The 22328-nt window shown below is 66.0% G+C and carries 24 protein-coding genes; 9 read left to right on the top strand and 15 right to left on the bottom strand.

Features of this window, described 5'->3' with window-relative positions:
• Window positions 1-86 precede the first annotated feature (86 nt).
• The 5 genes from J9314_RS15480 (at window position 87) to pspAB (ending at window position 3251) form a co-directional block, all read left to right on the top strand.
• Window positions 87-374, top strand: a complete 288-nt coding sequence (locus tag J9314_RS15480) for a WXG100 family type VII secretion target (RefSeq protein ID WP_181272874.1) — start codon at window positions 87-89, stop codon at window positions 372-374.
• A gap of 168 nt (window positions 375-542) precedes the next feature.
• Window positions 543-1292 carry a PspA/IM30 family protein gene (locus tag J9314_RS15485; protein WP_210603225.1) on the top strand — a complete coding sequence of 250 codons (750 nt, stop codon included), beginning with the start codon at window positions 543-545 and terminating at the stop codon, window positions 1290-1292.
• Complete coding sequence (gene pspAA / locus J9314_RS15490; RefSeq protein ID WP_181272872.1) at window positions 1289-1573, top strand: PspA-associated protein PspAA; 285 nt, start codon at window positions 1289-1291, stop codon at window positions 1571-1573. Before J9314_RS15485 ends, pspAA begins: the two co-directional genes overlap by 4 nt.
• A gap of 85 nt (window positions 1574-1658) precedes the next feature.
• Window positions 1659-2570, top strand: coding sequence for a zinc metalloprotease HtpX (gene htpX, locus J9314_RS15495; protein ID WP_210603226.1), 912 nt, complete (start codon window positions 1659-1661; stop codon window positions 2568-2570).
• Window positions 2571-2651: 81 nt separating this feature from the next.
• Entirely contained in the window at window positions 2652-3251 is a 600-nt protein-coding gene (pspAB, locus tag J9314_RS15500; RefSeq protein WP_210603227.1) for a PspA-associated protein PspAB, read from the top strand.
• A gap of 92 nt (window positions 3252-3343) precedes the next feature.
• Here pspAB and J9314_RS15505 read toward each other — a convergent pair whose 3' ends face one another.
• The 3 genes from J9314_RS15505 to J9314_RS15515 all read right to left on the bottom strand — a co-directional run bounded on the left by J9314_RS15505 (window position 3344) and on the right by J9314_RS15515 (window position 5252).
• On the bottom strand, window positions 3344-3562 hold the full coding sequence (locus tag J9314_RS15505) for an RNA-binding S4 domain-containing protein (RefSeq protein WP_210603228.1): 219 nt from the start codon (window positions 3560-3562) through the stop codon (window positions 3344-3346).
• A complete protein-coding gene (locus J9314_RS15510; RefSeq protein WP_210603229.1) occupies window positions 3562-4401 on the bottom strand; it encodes a hypothetical protein in 840 nt (279 codons plus the stop codon). Before J9314_RS15510 ends, J9314_RS15505 begins: the two co-directional genes overlap by 1 nt.
• 101 nt (window positions 4402-4502) lie before the next feature.
• Window positions 4503-5252, bottom strand: coding sequence for a TSUP family transporter (locus tag J9314_RS15515; protein ID WP_210603230.1), 750 nt, complete (start codon window positions 5250-5252; stop codon window positions 4503-4505).
• Between the two features lie 122 nt (window positions 5253-5374).
• On the opposite strand from J9314_RS15515, the gene J9314_RS15520 reads away from it, so the two are divergent.
• Window positions 5375-6142 (top strand): DUF1707 SHOCT-like domain-containing protein, encoded by a 768-nt coding sequence (locus J9314_RS15520; protein WP_210603231.1) that lies wholly within the window; start codon window positions 5375-5377, stop codon window positions 6140-6142.
• Between the two features lie 58 nt (window positions 6143-6200).
• Here J9314_RS15520 and J9314_RS15525 read toward each other — a convergent pair whose 3' ends face one another.
• From J9314_RS15525 to J9314_RS15550, 6 genes are all read right to left on the bottom strand, one after another.
• A complete protein-coding gene (locus J9314_RS15525) occupies window positions 6201-6584 on the bottom strand; it encodes a hypothetical protein (RefSeq protein ID WP_210603232.1) in 384 nt (127 codons plus the stop codon).
• 225 nt (window positions 6585-6809) lie between these two features.
• Window positions 6810-8453 carry a chaperonin GroEL gene (gene groL / locus J9314_RS15530; RefSeq protein ID WP_166973712.1) on the bottom strand — a complete coding sequence of 548 codons (1644 nt, stop codon included), beginning with the start codon at window positions 8451-8453 and terminating at the stop codon, window positions 6810-6812.
• 787 nt (window positions 8454-9240) lie between these two features.
• Complete coding sequence (locus J9314_RS15535) at window positions 9241-9444, bottom strand: cold-shock protein (RefSeq protein WP_025780447.1); 204 nt, start codon at window positions 9442-9444, stop codon at window positions 9241-9243.
• A gap of 284 nt (window positions 9445-9728) precedes the next feature.
• A complete protein-coding gene (locus tag J9314_RS15540) occupies window positions 9729-10310 on the bottom strand; it encodes a LytR C-terminal domain-containing protein (protein WP_210603233.1) in 582 nt (193 codons plus the stop codon).
• A gap of 2 nt (window positions 10311-10312) precedes the next feature.
• A complete protein-coding gene (locus J9314_RS15545) occupies window positions 10313-10579 on the bottom strand; it encodes a DUF3263 domain-containing protein (RefSeq protein ID WP_166973719.1) in 267 nt (88 codons plus the stop codon).
• Window positions 10580-10887: 308 nt separating this feature from the next.
• A complete protein-coding gene (locus J9314_RS15550) occupies window positions 10888-12354 on the bottom strand; it encodes an aldehyde dehydrogenase family protein (protein ID WP_210603234.1) in 1467 nt (488 codons plus the stop codon).
• Window positions 12355-12640: 286 nt separating this feature from the next.
• Here J9314_RS15550 and J9314_RS15555 point away from each other — a divergent pair, with 286 nt between their 5' ends.
• On the top strand, window positions 12641-13342 hold the full coding sequence (locus tag J9314_RS15555) for a uracil-DNA glycosylase (RefSeq protein ID WP_210603235.1): 702 nt from the start codon (window positions 12641-12643) through the stop codon (window positions 13340-13342).
• Window positions 13343-13420: 78 nt separating this feature from the next.
• Here J9314_RS15555 and J9314_RS15560 read toward each other — a convergent pair whose 3' ends face one another.
• Both J9314_RS15560 and J9314_RS15565 read right to left on the bottom strand, forming a co-directional pair.
• The gene (locus tag J9314_RS15560; RefSeq protein WP_210603236.1) at window positions 13421-15235 is read right to left on the bottom strand and encodes a threonine/serine exporter family protein; all 1815 of its coding nucleotides are present in this window, start codon (window positions 15233-15235) and stop codon (window positions 13421-13423) included.
• The gene (locus J9314_RS15565; protein WP_210603237.1) at window positions 15232-16512 is read right to left on the bottom strand and encodes an amidohydrolase; all 1281 of its coding nucleotides are present in this window, start codon (window positions 16510-16512) and stop codon (window positions 15232-15234) included. Before J9314_RS15565 ends, J9314_RS15560 begins: the two co-directional genes overlap by 4 nt.
• A 167-nt stretch (window positions 16513-16679) precedes the next feature.
• Here J9314_RS15565 and J9314_RS15570 point away from each other — a divergent pair, with 167 nt between their 5' ends.
• Both J9314_RS15570 and J9314_RS15575 read left to right on the top strand, forming a co-directional pair.
• Window positions 16680-17498: an SGNH/GDSL hydrolase family protein gene (locus J9314_RS15570; protein ID WP_210603238.1), complete on the top strand. Its 819-nt coding sequence runs from the start codon at window positions 16680-16682 to the stop codon at window positions 17496-17498.
• 10 nt (window positions 17499-17508) lie between these two features.
• Complete coding sequence (locus J9314_RS15575; RefSeq protein ID WP_246490427.1) at window positions 17509-18321, top strand: alpha/beta hydrolase; 813 nt, start codon at window positions 17509-17511, stop codon at window positions 18319-18321.
• A 32-nt stretch (window positions 18322-18353) separates the two neighbouring features.
• Here the strand turns inward: J9314_RS15575 and J9314_RS15580 are convergent, their stop codons facing one another.
• The 4 genes from J9314_RS15580 to J9314_RS15595 form a co-directional block, all read right to left on the bottom strand.
• On the bottom strand, window positions 18354-19313 hold the full coding sequence (locus J9314_RS15580) for a tryptophan 2,3-dioxygenase (protein WP_210603239.1): 960 nt from the start codon (window positions 19311-19313) through the stop codon (window positions 18354-18356).
• Between the two features lie 16 nt (window positions 19314-19329).
• Window positions 19330-19749 carry a protealysin inhibitor emfourin gene (locus J9314_RS15585; RefSeq protein WP_210603240.1) on the bottom strand — a complete coding sequence of 140 codons (420 nt, stop codon included), beginning with the start codon at window positions 19747-19749 and terminating at the stop codon, window positions 19330-19332.
• Window positions 19746-20948 carry a M4 family metallopeptidase gene (locus tag J9314_RS15590; RefSeq protein ID WP_246490428.1) on the bottom strand — a complete coding sequence of 401 codons (1203 nt, stop codon included), beginning with the start codon at window positions 20946-20948 and terminating at the stop codon, window positions 19746-19748. Before J9314_RS15590 ends, J9314_RS15585 begins: the two co-directional genes overlap by 4 nt.
• A 159-nt stretch (window positions 20949-21107) precedes the next feature.
• Window positions 21108-22304 (bottom strand): low temperature requirement protein A, encoded by a 1197-nt coding sequence (locus J9314_RS15595; RefSeq protein ID WP_210603241.1) that lies wholly within the window; start codon window positions 22302-22304, stop codon window positions 21108-21110.
• Between the last annotated feature and the right edge of the window lie 24 nt (window positions 22305-22328).

Raw genomic sequence — 22328 nt, forward strand, 5'->3', positions numbered from 1 at the left:
GCCCTTGTGTCGATTCCGTGCAGACTCCGAGACTGGTGCCATCCCACCCGACCGCGGCGGGAGGTTTCCGACGAACAGGAGTGATCATGAGTTTCGAAGTCGACGCCGAACGCGTCCAGTCCGCCGCCAGCACCGCAGCCGGAACATCACGCAATCTCGTCTCCGAGTCCGACACGATGATGCGCAACCTGCTGGCACTGCAGGAATGCTGGCGCGGAGCCGCAGCACAGAACTTCCAGGCCGTGATCAACCAGTGGAAGGATGCGCAGAAGCAGCTCATCGAATCCCTCGACTCGGTCCACGGAGCACTGACGACCGCGGCCCGTCAGTACACCGAGGTCGAAACCGCGAACTCGCGTCTCTTCGCACCCTGACGGGCAATCGTCGATCTCTTCGTTCTCGTACCCGGCGTCTGGCAAACTATCAGCCTTTCTCAGTAGACTGAAGAGCGATAGTTCGCGGCGGTGTTGGCCGAGAATCTCCGGACCGGAGTGGATCGGGTTGGCAGCGTCGGGTCAAACCAATGCAGGAGTCGACTACGGATGAGTATCTTCCAACGGATCGCGACGATCTTCGGTGCCAAGGCCAACAAGGCTCTGGACAAGGCCGAGAACCCCAACGAAACCCTTGACTATTCGTACCAGAAGCAGCTCGAGCTGCTGCAGAAGGTCCGCCGCGGTGTTGCCGATGTCGCCACCAGTCGCAAGCGTCTCGAGCTGCAGATCAACCAGCTCGAACAGCAACAGAACAAGCTGTCCGGTCAGGCGCAGAAGGCCATGGAGATCGGCCGTGAGGACCTCGCTCGCGAAGCACTGACGCGCAAGTCCGGGCTCACCCAGCAGATCACCGATCTCCAGAGCCAGCACGAGGGCCTGCAGGGCGAAGAGCAGAAGCTCACCCTCGCATCGCAGCGCCTGCAGGCCAAGGTCGACGCCTTCCGCACGAAGAAGGAGACCCTCAAGGCCACCTACAACGCTGCTGACGCACAGACCAAGATCGGCGAAGCGTTCTCGGGTATCTCCGAAGAGCTCGGCGATGTCGGAATGGCCGTCCAGCGTGCCGAGGACAAGACCGCGTCTCTGCAGGCACGTGCCGGCGCTGTCGACGAACTGCTCGCCTCCGGTGCCCTCGACGATGTCACGGGCACCCAGAAGGACGACATCACCGCACAGCTCGATTCTCTCTCCAGCGACAACGACGTGGAGATGGAACTGCAGCGGATGCGTGAGTCCCTGCCGGTCGGCTCCGAGAAGCAGGATCAGAAGTCGCTCGAAGGTGAGGATCAGCAATGATCATCCGCATCATGGGCGAAGGACAGTTCGACGTCGCCCACGTCGACCAGGACCTGCTGCAGAAGTACGACAATCAGGTCGAGGATGCCGTGAACGCCGGGAACGAAGAAGCCGCCCGCACCGCGCTCAATGCGCTGCACGACTACGTCACGGCCAATGGCCAGCCGGTCGCCGACGATTACCTCGGTTCCTCCGATGTGGTCATCCCGTTCGTCGATGCCACCTTGGCCGAGATCGCCGAGCTGCTCACGGGCGAGGGCTTCATCCCGGACCCGGCCTGAAACCGAATACCGCAATGATCAACCCGGCCCATTGTCTTCGCTTGAGACGGTGGGCCGGTTCTGCCATACCCAGAGAGGAACGACGATGAAGAATCGCTTCGTCAAAGACAACGGACTGACCATGCGGATGGGATGGACGATCTTCCTCAACGGGCTCATCTACGTCATCCTCATCCTCGCGATCTGGTGGATCTTCGGTCAGAACATCCCCGGCGTGATCTTCGCCGTCGTCGTCAGTGCCGGTGCGTTCTTCTTCCAGTGGTACTTCTCCGACAAGATCGCCATGCGGGCCATGGGCGGTCGTGAGGTGTCACCCGAGGAGGCACCGGAGCTGCACACGATCGTCGACCGCCTCTGCCAGCTGGCCGACTCGACGAAGCCGCGTGTAGCGGTGTCGAATTCCTCGATCCCCAACGCCTTCGCCACCGGCCGCTCCCCCGAACGCTCGGTGGTGTGCGTGACCCGCGGTCTGCTCGAAAAGCTCGATCGTGACGAGGTCGAGGTCGTCCTCGCTCACGAACTCTCCCACGTCGCGCACCGCGACGTGACCGTGATGACTGTCGCCGGAGTCACCGGTGTGGTCGCTGCTTTGATGATGCGCGCCGGCTACTACATGAGCTTCGGGCGGTCGAACAACAATAACAACGGCATCCCGATCCAGCTGCTGTTCATCCTCGTCGGAGCCGTCGTCTACGGGCTGTCATTCGTCCTCATCCGAGCACTGTCACGGTATCGTGAGCTCGCCGCCGACCGTGCCGCAGCGATCCTCACCGGTGCACCCTCGACGCTGGCCTCGGCGCTGACGAAGCTCAGCGGGGACATGAGCAAGATCCCGGAGAAGGATCTGCGCTCATCCGCCTCGGCGAACCATCTGGCCCTCATCCCGGCCATCAGCGGCAAGGCCGCCTTCGGTCAGCTCTTCTCCACCCACCCCTCGCTCGAGAAGCGGCTGGATCAGCTGGCGAAGATCTCCGCCCAGCTCTCACGCCCCGAGTGACCGGTCACGGTCGCAGCGCACTCGAGAACGCGCCGCTGTCTGCCCCCGCTCACCCCACAGCACCACCTGACTAGGAGTTCCATGGGTTTCTTCGACGCACTGCTCGGCCGCACCAAACCGAAGCGGGCCAACCTCGACGACCTCTTCGCCCTGCCGCCCGCCGCACTGACCCTGCAGGCGGCCACCGGCTTCACCCCGACCGGAGTCGGCGCCGTCGCCTTCCGCCAGGTCGAAGGGGCCGCCTTTCAGTCGGCCGAGTCCGAGAGTGTCGCCCTCATCAGCTCCGACCCGTCCGCCTCGGTGCGGCAGGAGAACGACGGCTACGGATTCACCTGGCAGGTCGTCGCCGATGCGGACGCCGAGGTGGTCAACCTCGTCACGAACATCCACGCCGTGAACTCGGCGCTGGTCAACCAGGGCTTCGACACGATGCTGCTGTGCACCACCGTGTACTTCGTCCACCCCGACGGTCGGCGCATGGCACTGGTCTACCAGTACAAGCGCGGCACCTTCTACCCGTTCGTACAGTCCGGCCCGAAGCAGCGGGACAATCCGCTCGAGATCCAGGTCAAGGGCGTCCTCTCCGGTGAGTTGCCGTTCGAAGAAGACACGTCGAACTGGTCGGCCCTGTGGGATGCTCCGGGTATGAACGACACCCCGGGAGCGTCCGAACTCCGTTAAGCGGCCGAGAACACACACGGCAAGCCGAACCAAAACAGTGGAGGGTGTCCCCCCCCCCGCGGGGACACCCTCCTTGTTGTTGCTCTCAGCTCTCAGTCCTGTTCGGCGCCCACTTCGAAGGCTTCGCCGAGAGCTTCGATGCGGTCGCCGGGACGGATCGTCGCACCTCGGCGGGTTTCGACTTCCCCGTTGACGGTGACTTCACCGTCGGCGATCATGTCCTTGGCCATGGCACCGTGTTCGGCCACACCGTGGAGTTTGAGCAGCTGACCGAGCTTGATCGACTCGCCGCGGATCTCGATCGTCTCCATCAGAAGAGGTCTCCGAGGTCGAATCCGCCGCCGTCGCCGCCGCCGAAGAGTCCGCCGCCGTCTCCTCCGTCGCCGCCGAAGAAGCCGCCGTCGCCACCCATGTCGCCACCGGCGTCTCCGCCGCCAGCATCGCCCATGTCACCGCCGTAGGCACCGTCCCAGCCGCCGCCCATCCCGCCGAACATCATGGCACCCATGAGGACGCCGGGAAGCAGGCCGGAGCCGGCGTAGGAGTTGAAGTAGCCGCGGTTGTACTCGGCGTAGGCAGGGCCGGCCTCCCAATAGGCACGACGCGTGTGTCCGTCAGCCGTGACGACCTTGCGCACCATGGGATCGGCGCCGACGGCCACGCGTTCGGCATCGGCAGCGCACACGGGTACGGGGCGCAGCTGACCGCCGGCAGGGGCCCAGTCGATGTCCTCGACCGAGGGTCCGTGCTGCGGGTTGAAGAAGCAGGGCGGACGGCGCACGGGAAGCGGCTTGCCTTCGACGCGGGCGCGCACGCACTTCGCGGCGTAGCGCCCGTCTTCGAGCGCCTCGGTGACGTGACGGATGTCAGCGGGTTCGGAGACCTTCTCAAGAGTCTCCTTGGCGATGTCGTAGGAGTCCAGCGCCTGCTTGTAGTCCTGCGCTCCACCGGTGTCGAGATCCACACCTGATGTGATGATGTCGAGTTCGGCGACTTCTTCGCCGAACGATGTGACATCCTCCTCGGCGGTCTTCTTCACCTGCTGGAGTTCGGCGGCGTGGATTTCGCGCTGACGTCGCTTCTCTTTACGGTGGCCGATGAAGAATACGGCTCCGAGAACAACGAGCAGCAGCAGAAATACTTCAGTCACGATCTATGCCTCCCCGGCTATCTGCGTCCTCGAACAGTATGCCCGACGAAACTGACAGACGACTGAACCCGTCCCCCACATCCGCTCAGTTCTCGAGCGCTTCACAGCAGCGCCGCAGCCCCCTTGACGAGTGCCGCGGCTCCCCCGCCGAAGGCGAGGACGAGCATCCCGATCCGTGCGATCGCAGCGTCGATGCGTCGGGACAGCCAGTCCCCGCCGATCAGTCCCGCCACGAGGACGAGGCCCAGACCGATCCACGTGCCGATCGGCAGGGCGGGCCACACCCCGCCGTGGACGATCACCTTCGCCACCACCGCCGAGGCGGTCCCCACGACGAGGAACGGCTGCAGGGTGGCCGCGAAGGACCGCTGTTCCCAGTCCGTGAGCACCGCGTAGGCGCTGACGGCTGGTCCCCCGGCTCCCGCTGCCGCCGACATGGCCCCGGAGAGCGTGCCGGCCCCGAATCGCGTGCCGAGGTTCGCCGGCATCCTGCGACCGAGGCGACCGAGGGTCAGTGAGCTGATGAGCGAGACGATGATGAGCAGTCCGATGAGGATCTGCAGCGGCGCGGTCGGCAGCGCGGAGGCGAGAAGGGCACCGGGGATCGTTCCGATCACCGCGCCCAGGGCCAGGTGGCGGAACGACGGCCATTCCACCTCGGCGAAGGTGCGGGCGAAGACGGAGGCCGAGGCGACGATCCCGCAGATGTTGACGAGGATGATCCCGCTGTACGGGTCGAGGAGGAGGACGAGGAAGGGGCCGCTGACCAGGCCGAATCCCATCCCGGTGACGCGTTGGGACAGCGCCCCGAGGAACACGGCGAAGAGGATGAGCACGACGACGGGTTCCACCCGGTCGAGTCTAGTGCAGTACCCTTCCCTGACTGCATGCAGTGCGTCTCCCGGCCTGCATGCAGCGCACTTCCCTGCCGCGACCGAGGCTGAAGGGCTGGAGCGGGGTTACAGTATTCATCATGAACGCTCGTCCCCTCTGGTCGCGATTCAGCGCCGATCCGCGATCACACGGACAGGTCCGTGCCTCCGACGCCGACCGTGCGGTCGTCTCCGATGTGCTCTCGGAGGCGTATGCGCTCGGTCAGCTCGACGTGGAGGAATTCGACGAACGCACCGAGGCGGCCGCGAAGGTCAAGACTCTCGGTGAGGTCCCAGCGCTGATCGAGGACCTCGTCCTCGCCGATCCGTCCGAGGTCGAACCGGACAAGCTCGATGATGCCGGCCGCGCGCAGGCTCTGGCCCGACTCGAGGCCGACCGGGTTCCGATCACGCCCGAGCAGATCGACGTCGCGGCGCAGCAGTACTACCGGGATCGAGTGCGCCGGGCAGCGCTCGGCCTCATCGCCGGCCCCGGCGGAATCACTTTGGCCATCTGGGCGTTCACGTCGATCGCGCGTGGGGAGTTCATCTTCTTCTGGCCGATCTTCGCCATCATCCCGATGCTCCTGGGATTCTTCTCCCGAGTCGGTCACAAGGAGGATACGATCCGCGAGCGCAAGCGGGAACTCACGCGCAGGGCGCGGGCCCACCTCGGCGATGCGGAGGCCAAACGCGAACTCGAGAAGGGTGAGCAGTCGGCAGATGACTACGAATCCGAGTTCGGCAGAGGACTGCAGCCGCCGCACCCGTCCCACCCGCCGTATTCGCCCGGACAGATCGCCCGCCGGGATGAGCGGCGCCGGCGCCGCGAAGGGCGGCGCGCTCACCGCGACAACCCCTGGGACTGACGCGGGTCGTCGCTGCTGAGCCGACTGTTGCCGGTAGCCGGCCATCCCGATCGGCTCCTCAGGCCTGGAAGACCCTGATCTGTCCGAAGTCCTGCGCCTTGTGCGTGGTGAACCACATCGTGTGGGAGAAGTGCCTGAGGTCATCGCTGTCTGATTCGGCCTGCCAATAGCCCCAGGCGGCCGCGGCCTTGCCGTGGGTGATCGCGGCTTCGAGGTGGCCGACCTCGGGCGAATGCGCCGAGAGCTCCAGCAGCGCGTCGACGACTTCGTCACGGCCGGTGGCGGTCCGGACTCCCTCGGTCCGGACGATCTGGAGCACGCAGTCCTCAGCGACCGACTCGGCGAGAGAATCGCTGACTCCATTGAAGAGGTTCTCTTCGAACTCGGCGACGAAGACGTTCTTCGGGCTGTTTCCGCAGGCATCGGTGCCGGTGAAAGTCATGCGCCCAGCCTATGCGGGGGCATCCGCGCGGACAATAGCCGAGGGCACTGCTGAAGCGAATCGCCCGACGCCGGGCACCCTCGGCGCCTCCTCGTCGGGGACCATGGCACCCGCGGAATCGCGCATGGCGCCTGTGAACCGGGTATGAAAACGGCCGTGCCGGCACCCTTGCGGATACCGGCACGGCCGATCGAACAGCGGGGCTGATCTGACGGTGAGGTCAGATCAGAAGCCCATGCCGCCCATTCCACCCATGCCGTCCATGCCGGCAGCTGCGTCTGCACCTGCGGCGGCCTTTTCGGGCTTGTCGGCGACGACCGACTCGGTGGTGAGGAACAGACCGGCGATCGAGGCGGCGTTCTGCAGGGCCGAGCGGGTCACCTTGACCGGGTCGTTGATGCCGGCGGCCAGCAGATCCTCGTAGTCACCGGTTGCGGCGTTGAGGCCGAATCCGGGCTCGAGGTTCGCGACCTTGTCGGCGACCACACCGGCTTCGAGGCCGGCGTTCGTGGCGATCTGCTTGAGCGGGGCTTCGATGGCGACCTTGACGATGTTCGCACCGGTTGCTTCGTCTCCCTCGAGTGCGAGGTCTCCGAAGGCAGCCTTGCCCGCCTGGATCAGGGCGACGCCGCCACCGGCGACGATTCCCTCTTCCACAGCAGCCTTGGCGTTGCGCACAGCATCTTCGATGCGGTGCTTGGTTTCCTTGAGCTCAACCTCGGTGGCGGCTCCGGCCTTGATGACTGCGACACCGCCGGCCAGCTTGGCCAGGCGCTCCTGCAGCTTCTCACGGTCGTAGTCGGAGTCCGAGTTCTCGATCTCGGCGCGGATCTGAGCGACCCGTCCGGCGATCTCCTCGGCGTCTCCTGCGCCCTCGACGATGGTGGTCTCGTCCTTGGTGATGACGACCTTGCGGGCGGTGCCCAGCAGATCGGTGGTCACGCTGTCGAGCTTGAGCCCGACCTCCTCGGACACGACCTGTCCACCGGTGAGGATGGCGATGTCGGCCAGCTGCGCCTTACGGCGGTCGCCGAAGCCCGGAGCCTTGACGGCGACGGACTTGAAGGTGCCCTTGAGCTTGTTGAGCACCAGGACGGCCAGGGCTTCGCCCTCGACGTCTTCGGCGATGATGAACAGCGGCTTGTTGGACTGCTGGACCTTCTCGAGGACGGGCAGCAGGTCCTTCACGTTCGAGATCTTGGAGTTGACGATGAGGATGTAGGGATCCTCAAGGACAGCTTCCTGGCGATCGGTGTCGGTGACGAAGTAACCGGAGATGTAGCCCTTGTCGAAGCGCATACCCTCGGTCAGTTCGAGTTCGAGTCCGAAGGTGTTGGACTCCTCGACGGTGACGACGCCTTCCTTGCCGACCTTGTCGATGGCCTCGGCGATCAGTTCACCGATGGCGGGATCTCCAGCGGAGATGCCTGCGGTGGCGGCGATCTGTTCCTTGGTCTCGATGTCGATGGCGTTGTTCAGCAGGACACCGGTGACAGCTTCCACTGCCTTCTCGATGCCGCGCTTGAGGCTGAGCGGATCAGCACCGGCTGCCACGTTGCGCAGGCCTTCGCGGACGAGAGCCTGAGCGAGCACGGTAGCGGTGGTGGTTCCGTCGCCTGCGACGTCGTCAGTCTTCTTGGCGACTTCCTTGACGAGTTCGGCGCCGATCTTCTCGTAGGGGTCCTCGAGTTCGATCTCCTTGGCAATGGAGACGCCATCGTTGGTGATGGTCGGTGCGCCCCACTGCTTTTCGAGCACGACATTGCGACCGCGGGGTCCAAGGGTCACCTTGACCGCGTCCGCGAGCTGGTTGAGGCCAGCTTCAAGTCCCCGACGAGCTTCTTCGTCGAATGCAATCATCTTTGCCATAGTGGCTTAGATCCTCCCTGATGGAGTGGAGTGGGAATCCAGAGCAGTCATCAGCGCCCGCGACGGCAGAGAGTGTGTCCGCATGTTCCATTCCACATAAGGACCACGCTCTCGAGACGACTGGTGGGAACCCATCGGTTTTCACCAGTACTAGATTTAGCACTCTCACTATGCGAGTGCAAATATTCGTCGTCTGTCGTCACAGTGGAGGCAGGCAGGCGATCGCGGTCATGTCGTCGCACGTTCGCGAGCTGACCGAGCAGGATCACGGTCCTCATCCGCGGATTCTCGGGGCCTGCGGGCGCCCGAGCGGCCGTCCTGAGCGTCGCGGCAACCGCTTTCAGGGCTAGTACTCAACCATCGCCGAGGCGGTTCGGCCCAGCGCGAAACAGCCACTGGCCCAGCGCCTCTGCCACGCTGCCGCGCTGCTTCGCCACCTCACGACCGCACACACCGAGTACCGCCGCCTTGCGATCCACGCGCCCTACACGCGCAAACGACGAATCGGCACAACTTACGCCGAATAGCTCAAGTTCGGCCTTGGGCTACTCGGCGTAAAGTGTGCCTGTTCGCATCTATAGTCGTCGCCCGCACCCTCGGCTATTCGGAGTGCCTCATTCCGCGCAACCCACGGCCTCCAATAGCACCACTGAGTCCGGGCGCTGAAAAGCGCCGAGCAGTTGCCTGATCGGCGCTCTCCCCGCGCACGGTCAGTCCGGTCGACCACATGGTCGTTCGGGCCTCGCCGTACAGCGGATCAGAAAACTGTGCTTATCAGCAGCCAGTCTCAGAGGAGGGTGACGGACTCCGCCTGAGGACCCTTTTGTCCTTCTCCAACTTCGAACTGAACCTGCTGGCCCTCTTCGAGAGAGCGGTAGCCGTCCATCTGGATTGCGCTCCAGTGAACGAACACGTCCTGGTTGTCGCCTTCGAGGGTGATGAATCCATAGCCCTTTTCAGCGTTGAACCACTTGACGGTACCTTGTGCCATTACTTCTCCATACAGTGCAGTGCCATTGAAATCCCGCAGATCAGCCGCGATCGGGCGACCGCATCGAGCTGCGGAAGCTAGTAAAACTCAACCGACCCCGCGACTTCTCTCATTGACCTCGGGAGAATAATCTCGGTGAAGCACGAATAGAACACAAGGTGCTGTGCTTGCCTAGCTGGTGCCACTCTACCGCAGCCGCGCACCCCACCCGGGGTCGCTCAACACTGTTATAGATTCGTTACCTTAGGCTTTTCGCCCTGTTCACGTGGGGAACGCGGCAGTCATCAGCCGTCGGAGGAGTCGGCGCCCTCTGTGCTCTCTCCACCCGATTCGGGCCCACGGTCGGCGATGTCCGAGCAGATGACCACGGTGACGTCGGCATCGAAGTCCGAGGAGGCCTCTGTGGCCGAGATGCCCAGCGACTTCGCGACGAGCTTGGCCTGCGACGCGTTGTCCTCGCCGTTGTAGTACACGGTCGAGTCGGTGAGGTTCGTCGAATAGTTGCCGACCTGGCCGAGCTTCCAGCCCTTGTCTTCGACTGCTTCGGAGAACTTCTTCGCGGCGCCGGAGACGCCGGAGCCGTTGAGGACGTCGACGGTGATCGAATCGTCGGCGACGTTGACTTCGCTCTCGCTCGGCGAGGGCTCGGACGAGGCGGACTCCGAGGCCGGCGGGTCGGCGATCTTCGACTCGGGATTGCCCATCGAGGAGAAGATGATGTTGATGGCGGCCACGACGAGCAGGACCGCGACGAGCGCGAGCACGATGACCAGAGAGATGGCACCGATGTTCGACGACGCTGCGGATTCCTGTCGATGGGCGCCGCTGCGCCGGCCGGGCTCGATCTCGTCGAATTCGTCGGTCATATCTACCTCGAGACGCGGGCTTGGGCGCGCTCGCTCTGCCGCGTGGTGCGGATCCGGCGAAGGCGCTTGACCAGCATCGGATCGCTGGCCAGAGCGGCAGGGTTGTCCAGAAGCGAGTTCAGTATCTGGAAGTAGCTGGTGGCCGACATGTCGAATCGCTCACGGATCGCGTGATCCTTGGCTCCACCGTATTTCCACCACCGCCGCTCGAATTCGAGAACGGCCACCTCGAGCTCGCTCAGTTCTGAGGTGTCGTTGTTCGGCGGCATAGGGGATGTGCTCCTTCGAGAGGTGACTGTGCTTCTATATTATCGCCCGATCGACGGGACCGAAATTTTCGGCGCGCCGCCGAAGCTGTGAGGTCCCTCGCGACGCCCGTCGAGAACCGCACCACCCCGCCGCAGCACACCTGATTGTTGTGCGCTGAGACGGGGTGAGTGACGGGGTCATTCGCCGAGGCGGCCCCGCCTCAGGGGGGCCCATCCCCGGACTCGGGGTCCGGTCCCGGCCGGGCTGGCCACCTCGGGGAAGGCGGGCCACCTCGGCGAGGATGCCCCACCTCGGCGAGCGTATCCGCTCAGCGGATGCGGATGTTGACCTGTTTGATCTGGGTGAAGCCCTCGAGCATGCCTTCGAGCGAGGCTTCGCGACCGAAGCCGGAGGTCTTCATGCCGCCGTAGGACTGGCCGGCCAGCTGGCCGCCGCCCTGGTTGACCTGGACCCAGCCGGACTCGATGCGGTTGGCCATGGTCAACGCCGCGTCGACGTTCTTCGTGAAGACGAAGGCCGCGAGACCGAAGTCGGAATCATTGGCCATCTCGATGACCTCGTCGATGTCCTTCCACGGAATGACCGAGAGGACGGGACCGAAGATCTCTTCGCGGCTGGTCTGCCAGTCGTTCTTGGCCTTCGAGAAGATCACGGGTGCATGGTAGAAGCCGGGCTCGCCGACTTCGAGCGAATCGGAGCCGTCGTAGGCGATCTCGACGCCGTCCATCGACTTGCCCATCTCGATGTAGGAAGCGACCTGGTCGTACTGCTTCTGGTTGATGATGCAGCCGATGTCGGAGTCCTCATCGCGAGGGTCGCCGACCTTCATCTTCGACACGGCATCGACGAGCTTGGCGAGGAAGTCATCGTAGATGTCTTCGTGGAGGAAGAGGCGCGAGCCCATCGTGCAGGACTGTCCCTGGCGGGCGAAGCGAGTCGACAGCAGCACCTGCTGGAGGGTGTCGTCGTCGTTCGAGTCCGGGAAGATGATGTTCGGGGACTTGCCGCCGAGCTCCATCGACGAATGCGCGAGACGGCCACCGGCCACCTCGGCGACGTGACGGCCGACGCTCGTCGAACCGGTGAACGAGACCTTGTCGACGTCGGGGTGGACGTTGAGGGCCTCACCGATGACCGAGCCCTTGCCGGTGACGACGTTGAGCACACCCGCGGGGAGGATGTCGGCGATGATCTCGGCCATCTTGAGGATCGTCAGCGGCGCATCCTCGGCGCACTTGAGGACGATCGTGTTGCCGGCGGCGAGCGCGGCAGGGGTCTTGAAGGCCGCGATCATCAGCGGGGAGTTCCAGGGCAGGATGCCCGCGACGACGCCCAGCGGCACACGCTTGGTGTACTGGAGCTGTCCGTCACCGGCGGGCAGGGTGTTGCCCTTGACCTCTCCGGCGACTCCGCCCATGTAACGGAACAGGTCGGCCAGGGTGATGGTCTCCGGGCGGGCCTGCGTGCGGATCGCGTTTCCGGTGTCGATCGCGGTCAGCTGGGCCAGCTCCTCAGAGGCGGCTTCGAGCGCATCGGCGCAGGCCAGCAGCTTCTTCTGGCGTTCCTTGAACGGCACGGCCGCCCACTCGGGGAAGGCCTTCCGCGCGGCCTTGACGGCACGATCGGCGTCGGCCTCCTTGCCGTTGGGCACCTTCGCGATGACGACGTTGCGGTCGATCGGGGTGATGACATCGGTGGTGTCGCCGTCAGCGGCATCGACCCACTCGCCGCCGATGAGCATCTTCCAGTTCTTGGCCTCGGGGAAATCCGACATTCTCGTCCTTTCGTTCAACGATGAACTCCTTAGGCCGAGCATAACGTGTGGCGTTGAACGGCAATACTCCCGATCGATACGCGATCACGCACACCCGGTCTGCGGCACGTGCACACGTGCACGGCGACCGAAACACGTGCACGGGTGCGCGCACCTCACGCCTGCCGCACATCGTTGTTTGGTCGATCCGCGGCGATTTCATCAAGGAAATCACCGCGGATCGACCAAACACTCCTGGGTAACCGTTGATGTGTCACGCCGACTCGGCCTCGCTACACTCGTGCCCATGACGTCGACGCCTCCGATGACCGAGATCATGTCCCCCGATTGGGCCGAGGCCCTCGCCGATGTCGAGGACCGCATCCACGCGATGGGCGATTTCCTCCGCGCCGAACTCGCCGCCGGGCGCGAGTACCTTCCCACCGGATCGAACGTGTTCCGTGCCTTCGCCGAACCGCTCGCCGAGGTGAAGGTCCTCATCGTCGGTCAGGATCCCTACCCGACGCCGGGGCATCCGATCGGCCTGTCGTTCGCCGTCGACCCCGAGGTGCGCCCCCTCCCCCGGTCGCTGGGCAACATCTACAAGGAGCTCGAGGCCGATCTCGGGATATCACCGGCCGCCCATGGAGATCTGCGTGCGTGGTCACGGCAGGGCGTGATGCTGCTCAACCGGGCGCTGACCGTCGCCCCGGGACAGCCTGCCTCCCACCGGGGCAAAGGCTGGGAGGAGATCACCGAACGTGCGATCGCCGCGCTGACCGAACGCGATCAGCCTCTCGTCGCGATCCTCTGGGGCAGGGATGCCCGCAATCTCGCACCCCTGCTGACGTCGGGCACCGCCGAGGTGGCCATCATCGAATCCCCGCACCCGTCGCCGTTGTCGGCCAGCCGCGGATTCTTCGGCTCCCGCCCGTTCTCACGGGTCAACGAGCTGCTCGGGCAGAAGGGTATCGCGCCCATCGACTGGGCGCTGCCGCCTCAGGGCTGAGCGGGCGCTGCCGCCTCAGGGCTGAGCCCTCACAACTGGGCGCTGCCGCCTCAGAGCCTGACCGCTCCGACTGAACCCTCACGACTCGGTCGGCGCCGACCCCGTCTGCGTCTTCGTCCCGCCGGTCTGGACGGTGTCGACGACCGCGGTCACCGGCTCTCCGCTGCGAACCGACTCGACCTTCTCCTCGGCCGAGCTGCGGCTCTTGAGGTTCTTCAGCGGCAGTGCCAGATAGCTGCCGAACACCGCGCCGACGGCCAGGGCAGCATTCGCCAGGATCGCGGTGAACAGCGAGGACAGGCCGACGGCGAACGAGACGTTCTCCGAGTCCGAGGCGATCTGGTAGACGGCGGTGAAGATCGACAGTCCCTGCAGCAGGGTGTAGATGCCGGGGATCATGAGCACGATCGCCGGTGCTCCCAGCCGCAGCGCCAACGGCCTCGAAAGGAACCCGGTGACGGTGGCCGCGAGCAGGCTGGCGAGCACATTGTCGATGTGCAGCAGGGTCAGCGACATCATGGTGATGTGCGAAGCGAGCCCGACCAGAGCCGCAGGCAGGATGAACCGCCGCCTGGCCGACATCGCCACGGCACCGGACATCGAGACCACGACGGCCGCGAACATCGACAGGATGGCGGTGACCACATGCGGGCTCGTCTTCGGCACGAGCACCTCGATATGGCTCAGCCCGATCGCCTGCCCGCACACGACGCCCAAGGCGATGCCGGAGACGATGCCCGCCAGGGTCATGAACACCCCGACCACGCGTCCGGCCGCGGTGAGCGGGAAGTTCGTCAACGCGTCCTGCACGGCCGAATAGAGCGACTGCGTCGGCAGCAGCAGAACGATGCCGGCGGCCACGAGGTACTGCGGTGAGGCGATGAGCCCGAGGTCACCGGCGATCGTGGCGATGAGCGTCGCCGCGGCGGCCTGGAGCGCCGTGATGAAGAACGACGGCAGGTGCGTCCGGCCGATCCACTTGCCGACCTGGAAGATGAGGATCGCCATGGCGATGCCCAGAGGAACCGCGACCGGCCCTCCCCCGAGGAGGAGAACCAGCGCACCGACCATCATTCCCCACGCGCCGGTGGTGAACCACTGCGGGAACGGCCGGCGCTGGGAGCGGATCGCGTCGAGGCGGTTGCGTGCCTCGTTGAATTCGAGTCGACCGTCGACGAGGTCGGTCACCAGCTTGTGCACCGAGGCGAGCTTCGCATAGTGCGTGGATTCGCCGCGGTTGACCCGCATCACCGTCAGCAGACGACCGTCGGAGGTCGAGTAGTGCACGACGAGGGTGTTCGAGGTCAGGTCCACCTCGACCGTGGCGAGACCGCACGCGGTGCATGCGGCGATGACCGAGACCTCGACATCGCTGGTGCCGGCACCGGCGCGCATCATCATCGCCGCGATGTCCGCGGCGAGGTCGAGGATCATCCGCGCCTCGTCTTCGCTCGGCTCGGTCGCCTGCACCGGCGCCTGGTACGGAGTGCCCCTGAGCGCGGTGACGATCGGCACCGGCTGGGTGTTCGTCGTGGTGGTGCCCGAGACGAGTTTGCCGACGGTGCGTCGGGCGACCTTCTGCGCTATCCGCTGAGAGGCGCCGAGGTGGTCGGTCCGGGGCTTCGCCCGTCCCCCGCTCCGGCTCGGTTTCGCCGCCTTCGCGGCCGCGGCCTTGGCGACATCGTCCGGCTGGGTTCCGGTCGGGGGCTCCCGCAGCTCGGCCAGGCGCTGCAGGCGGGTGCGTTCGAGCAGCTCCCGCAGGGCCTGGGATCCGGCCTCGGGATTGCCGTTGGCGCCCGTGGCCGGAGTCGATCCGCGGACGGGACCGGGCGCGGTCGGGGGATCGACCCGCACCTCGGCGGTGGTGGCGTCTTCGAGATCCTCGTCGCTCACGGCTCGCTGATGAGAGTTGGGCCGTGTGGGTCGGCGATGTTCGCGGTTCCCGTCTGCGCGTCGAATTCGAAGACCCGGCGTCCGGAGACGAAGACCTGCTCTGCTCGGGAGTCGAGGTCGAGCGGGTCACCGGACCAGATGACGACGTCGGCGTCGCGGCCGACGGACAGGGAGCCCAAGCGGTCCTCGAGGCCGAAGATCGCGGCGGGGTTGATCGTCAGCGCTTCGATGGCCACGACCGGGTCGAGTCCTTCCTTCACGGCCAGCGAGGCCTCGTGGATGAGGAAGTTGATCGGGATGACCGGATGGTCGGTGGTCAGGGCGATGCGCACGCCCGCCTTGGCCAGGGCCGCCGCGGTGGCCAGCGTGCGGTCGCGCAGCTCGACCTTCGACCGGCTGGTCATCAGGGGGCCGAGGATGACGTCGATGCCCTTGTCGGCGATGTAGTCGGCGATCTTGTGGCCTTCGGTGCCGTGGTTGATGACCAGGCGGTAGCCGAATTCCTCGGACAGGCGGATGGCCGTGGCGATGTCGTCGGCGCGGTGGCAGTGCTGGTCCCATGCGAGCTTGCCGTCGAGGACGTCGGCGAGAGTCTCCTTGACCAGGTCACGGTCGAACGGCGTGCCCTCGGCCTCGGCGTGGGCACGTTTGGCCTGGTAGTTCCGGGCGTCGACGAAGGCGTCGCGGATGATCTTCGCGGTGCCCATCCTCGTCGAGGGGGTGACCTTCTTCTCCCCGTAGACGCGCTTCGGGTTCTCGCCGAGGGCGGACTTCACCGACAGATCCTCGGTGACGAGCATTTCGTCGACGATCCGACCCCAGGTCTTCACGAACGCGGTGCGCCCGCCGATGGGGTTGCCGGAACCGGGTTTGATGAGCGCCGAGGTGACTCCTCCGCGCAGCGCATCCTTGAAGCCGAGATCGGTGGGGTCGATGCCGTCGAGCGCGCGCAGGCCCGCCCCGTTGGGATCGGTCATCTCGTTCGTATCGTCACCGGACCAGCCCTCCCCGTCCTCATGCACGCCGAGGTGGCCGTGAGCTTCGATGAAACCGGGCAGGACCCAGCGTCCGCCGGCATCGATGACCTCGGTTCCGGCGGGCAGCGCGGAGGTGTCGACGGACCCGTCGGCCACCTCGGCGATGCGGCCGTTCGAGATGGTCAGCGTGCCCGATTCGAGGGGTTCGGCACGGTTTCCGCGCTCGTCGGCCACGGGTACGATCCGTGCGTTCGTGATGACGAGATCTGTGGGGGCGGGGACCGGAACCGAACGGTACATTGTGCTCCTTGCGAAGGGGTCGGCGGCGACGTCTGGATGCGGTGTCGAGTCTACGCCACATCCCGTTTCGACCGAGGCACCCCGCACCGTCGTGGCGTCCCCGGACGGACGCCGCGTCAGGGCGTGCGTATAGTCTGGATGGGAGAACGACGAGAGAAGGATCCCTGATGCTCAAGACCATCACCTCATACGTGGCTGTCGGAGACTCGTTCAGCGAAGGACTGATGGATCCCGATCCCCGAGCCGACGACCGTTTCCGCGGGTGGGCCGACCGTCTGGCACTCATGCTCACCGAATCCTCCGTGGGCAGCCCGGACGTGTCGTACGCCAACCTCGCGATCCGCGGCCGTCTCCTCGACCGCATCATCGACGAACAGGTGCCTCGTGCCCTGGAGCTGAAGCCGGACCTCGTGAGCCTGTGCGCCGGCGGCAACGACTGTCTGCGGCCCAAAGCGGATATCGACACCCTGGCCGCGAAGTTCGAACGCGCCGTCGTCGCGCTGCGAGAGGCCGGCATCGAGGTGCTCATGTGCAACGGCTTCGACACCGAGTTCAGCACTCCGCTCATCCGGGCGGTGCGCCCGCGCGTGGGTGTCTACAATGCGCACCTGTGGTCGATCGCGCAGCGTCACGGCTGCCACATGATCGATGTCTGGGGGCTGCGTTCGCTCTATGCTGCGGAGATGTGGGCCGATGACCGCATCCACCTCTCCCCCAAGGGCCACCACCTCGTCGCCGAACAGGCTCTGGCCACCCTCGAATCCGGCCACTCGCTGCCGGTCGAGGGCTTCGGCATCCCCGCCCGACCGACGCGGGCGATCCGCGAGGTGATGAGCGAGGAGTCCCGGTGGGCCAAGCAGTACCTGGGCCCGTGGGTCGGCCGGCGCCTGCGCGGCGAGTCCTCCGGGGACAGACTCGATCCGAAGCTGCCCGAACTCACCCGCGTCCGCGACCTCGTCGAGCGCGCTGAAGGGGCGGCCGAATGAGGGCAGAGAGGTGAGCGACGAGAGTGCGCGCATCGTCGAACTCGCCGAGACCGGTGCGGACCTCGGTGGTCCGACCGCAGCCTTCGGCGAAATCGGCCGCGGGTCCGACGCGGTGCCGGGATTCCGGCACGTGTACGGGGACGCCCCCGAGCAGTTCGTCGAGGTCTACGGCGACCCGGCGGCCGCCTCGGCGACGGTGATCTTCGTCCACGGCGGATACTTCCGACCTCGTACGGATCTCGGCCATGCTCGCCCCTTGGCTCGGGCGCTGGCGTCGTCCGGGGTGCTCGTCGCGCTCGTCGAATACCGGCGGGTCGGGGGACAGCCGCACCTGCTCGACGATGTCACCGCGGCCATCGACTCGATCTGTGCCGAACTGCCCGGTTGGGGTGTCAGTGCTGCGGCACGGGAGAACCTCATCGTCTCCGGTCATTCGGCCGGCGGCTGCCTGGTCCTCGCGTGGGCTTCGCATCTGCCGGCCGAGGGACCGCGGATCCGATTGCGGCCGCTGGCGCCGGTGACGGACCTGCTCCGTGAGGTCGAGGGACACCTCGGCGACGGTGCGGTGCTCGACTATATGGGTCTGCGCCCTGAGGAGGACCTCGCCGCCTATCTGCGCCACGATCCGCGTTCGCGCGTCGCGCTCATCCCGGAACGCGTCGACGTGCATGCGATCCACGGGGATGCCGACGGGATCGTGAATGTCGAATTCTCACGTGTCTTCCCGGCCGTCCGCACGGAGCTGGCGGGGGCGAATCATGCCGATGTCATCGACCCCGAGTCGCCGTACTTCCCGCAGGTCAGCGAGCTGCTGCTCGGTTAGCCGAGGTGCTGCTCGGTTAGTCGAGGTGCTCCTTACGCATCCGCGCGGGGGTGTGGCGGCTGGAACGAGGCATCAGGGGAATCCGTCCGCGTGCCGGGGCCGTTCTCAATGCCGGTGCGGATGTCGAACAGTTCGGGGAAGAACGTGAGGTCGAGTGCCTTCTGGAGGAAACCGACCCCGCTCGAACCGCCCGTGCCGCGCTTCATGCCGATGATCCGCAGCACCGTGCGCATGTGCCGGTAGCGCCAGAGCTGGAAGTTCTCCTCGAGGTCGACGAGCTCTTCGCAGCTTTCGTACTCCAGCCAGTAGTCATCGGGATTCTCGTAGATGATGCGGAAGGTCTCCAACAGTTCCTCGTCGAAGGTGTGGGCCTCGGACTTGTCACGGTCGAGCAGGCGCCTGGGCACCGGGAGTCCGCGACGGGAGAGGCAGGCGAGGAATTCGTCGTAGATGCTCGGCTCGTTCAGGTACTGCTCGAGTGCGGCGCGGGCCTCGGGCTCACCGTCGAAGACCTGGAGCATGCCGCGATTCTTGTTCCCGAGCAGGAATTCCACCGCCCGGTACTGCCAGGACTGGAATCCCGAGGCGCGGCCGAGCTGGTCGCGGAAGCCCACGTATTCGCTCGGGGTGAGCGTGGCGAGGACTGACCACTGTTCGGTCAGGGTCTTCTGGATGTGCTTGACGCGGGCGATGCGTTTGAGCGCGGTCTGCAGTTCATCAGCGGCGATGAGTCGGCGGGCGTCGAGGAGTTCGTGGATGACGAGGCGGAACCACAGTTCGGTGGTCTGGTGCTGGATGATGAAGAGCATCTCGTCGTGGTGTTCGGGGCTGCTGACGGGGTGCTGGGCGCCGAGCAGTCGGTCGAGGTCGAGATAGGACCCGTAGGTCATCGTCTCTTTCAGATCCGTATGGATCCCGGATTCGAGGTCGCGGACGTTCTGCTCTGCGGTCGTCCGAGCGTCAGTGGTCGGAGTCGGTTTCTCGTCGGTCATGCTCTCCAGCATAGGGTCAGTCAGGTCGGCGCCTCTGCGGTTCGGCGACCTCGCGGACCTCGTCGACCAGGCGCCGCCACTCCTGGGGCATCTGTCCCTCGCCGAAACGCACCCGGCCGAACCGGCTCTCGATGAGGTAGTCGAAGCGGTCGGCACCGGCCGAGGCTGAGCCGGCCGAGGCTGAGCTGGTCGAGGCTGAGCTGGTCGAGGCTGAGCTGGTCGAAGCCGGATCGGCGGTGGAGCGATCGGACCAGGGCAGTTCGGTCACCCTGCGGCCGAGATCGTCGCGACGGGAGCTCGTGTCGATGTCGACCTCCCAGACGACCAGCATTCCGCCGATCCCGCCCGAGCGCTCGACGACCAATCGGCCGAACCCCTCAGCGCCGCTGTCGGCGGCGCCTGCGGCGCCTGCGGCACCGGCAGGCTCCTCGCTCACCAGCTGCTCCCTTCATTCCCGCGCGCCGAACCGGCATGGGAGATGCCCACGGCTTCCCACCCGGTCACGACCGCATCGTGAACGTCGGATCCGGGTCCGAACTGCTCGGCCGCCTCGGCGATGGTCAGCTCTGCGAAGCCGACGAAATCGGTCTGCTTCGTGATCTCGTCGCCAGTGAGCACCCCGTACCAGACCTGCCCGACGCTCTCCCAGGCCGGACCGCCGACGCTGACGGCGGCGAGCGCGAACGCCCGGTTGGGGATGCCCGAGTTGAGGTGGACGCCGCCGTTGTCCGAATCCGTGGTGACGAAGTCGTCCATGTGGCCCGGCTGCGGATCCTTGCCGAGCACATCGTCGTCGTAGGCGGTGCCGGGTTCGATCATCGAGCGCAGCGCACGCCCGGTGACCTCGGGGGTGAAGATGCCGGCCCCGATGAGCCAGTCGGCGTCCTCGGCGTTCTGGCTGTTGTCGTGCTGGTCGGTCAGCGCCCCGAAGACATCGGCGCAGTGTTCGTTGAGCGCTCCCGGCTGCCCGGAGTACTCAAGATCGGCGGTGTGGCTGATGACGCCGTGGGAGAGTTCGTGTCCGATGATCGACAGCGACCCGGTGAAGCCGGTGAACACCTCGGCATCGCCGTCGCCGAAGACCATGAGGCGGCCGTCGAAGAACGCGTTGTCGTAGTCCTGGCCGTAGTGGACGCTGGCCAGCAGCGGCATCCCATTTCCGTCGAGCGAATTGCGGTCGAAGACCTCGGAGAACAGCGAGTACGCGGCGCCGAGACCGTCGAAGGCCTCGTTGACCGCCTCATCGGGGACAGGGTCTTCGCCTTCGCTGCGCACGAGCACACCGGGCAGCACCTCCTTGCCCTGGGCGTCGTGGATGAGGCGCTGCAGTCCGGCGCTTCTGGGCCTGCCGGCCGTGGCCGCTCGGCCGCTCGCCCCTTCACTGCCTACGTCGCCCGAGGTCGAGGTCCGGTTCGCGAGGTCGCCGGTCTCGAGGGTCTCAGCCTGGTCGAGGGTCTCCGTCTGCTCGAGGTCGGCCGGCGGGGTGTAGCGCAGGCCGGTCAGGCGGAGGCTGCGGCAGGACTCGTCGGACATCCGACAGCTGGCAGCGGCCGCTGCGGCGCGGGGGAACTTCTCGGGACCGCGCTCGGCGATGGCATCGAGGAGGTAGGGCGGGACGACACTGTGGATGTTCATGCCTCCAGCGTCCCACGTTCGTCCACGCATCGGTAGGTCACGAGGGCGGGCGACTGTGTCGCTGACCCAGCGGCCGACTCGCCTGCGGCCGCGCTCACCCGGCGGCCACCTCGGCGAGGGTCTCTCCCACCTCGGCGAAGGAGTGCCCGGTCCTGCACGTCACCCGGCGACCACCTCGGCGTCGTACTCCGAGCCTCCGCCCTTCGGCGGGATGACGATGAGGGTGATGACGATGATGATCATGAAGAACGTCGTGAGGAACGTGGGGATCGGGATGATCGGGTCGAGGAGGACGAGGAGCGCGCAGACCGGGACGACGGTGTTGACGATGCCGTTCGCGTTCGCGCGGATTGCGAGCAGCCACACGCCGAGCACGAACACGGCGATGGGCACCGAGACCGTGAACGTCGCCAGCACCGGATCGAGAGCGCTGTCGCCGAGCTGGGAATCGGCTTCGATTCCGACTCCGGCAGAGAACGCGCCGGCGGCGGCGAAGATGAAGTAATGGCCGTATCCGTATCTCAATGATCCGCCGAGGCTGCCGATCGCCCGGTGGTGCGGCGGCCAGAAGTAGATCCACCACATCGCGGCGGTGACGATGAGGCTGAGGACGCCGAGTGAGATGAGCGGGACGATGTCGGCGACCTCGGCGAGGGCGTCGAAGATCGTGTCCGCCGAGGCCAGCAGGCTCTCGCCGAGCACGATGATGGTGAAGCAGCCGTAGCGTTCGGTGATGTGGTGCGGATGCCACGGGGTCGTGCCGCGGGTCTCGGCGATGACCGGCACCGCCACCTCGGCGAGGATGAGCAGCCCGAGGCCGGCCGCGCGCATGACGGGGTCGTCGATGGCCAGCCAGGCCACCCACAGGACCTGCGCGATCCCGATCCCACAGGCGTAGACGATCGTCGTCCACCGCGCGGGCCCGGCGCCGCGGGCCGCGCGCAGCCATTGGGAGATCATGATGACGCGCATGAGGACGTAGCCGCCGATGAGGAGCCGGAAGTCCCCGTCGGAGAAGACCGGCCCGATGCCGGCGGCGAGGATGAGCACCCCGCCCATCTGCACGATCGTGAGCACCCGGTAGAGCCAATCATCGGTGTCGAACGAGGTGGCGAACCAGGTGAAGTTCATCCACGCCCACCAGATCCCGAAGAACACGAGCAGATAGTTCGTCACCCCCTCACCGAGGCGGCCGTCAGTGACCGTGTCATGCAAGTGCGAGGACGCGATGGACACGGCGATGACGAAGACGAGGTCGAAGAAGAGCTCGAGCGTGCTGGCCGCCCGGCCCGCCTCCCCCGGATCGCGAGGGCGCATGGGGACGAGGCGGAAGCGTGCGGAGGTCGTCGAGGTCATGTCAGGTGCTTTCGCGGTGTGGTT

Source organism: Brevibacterium oceani, from assembly GCF_017948325.1.
In the GTDB taxonomy this organism is placed as follows: domain Bacteria; phylum Actinomycetota; class Actinomycetes; order Actinomycetales; family Brevibacteriaceae; genus Brevibacterium; species Brevibacterium oceani.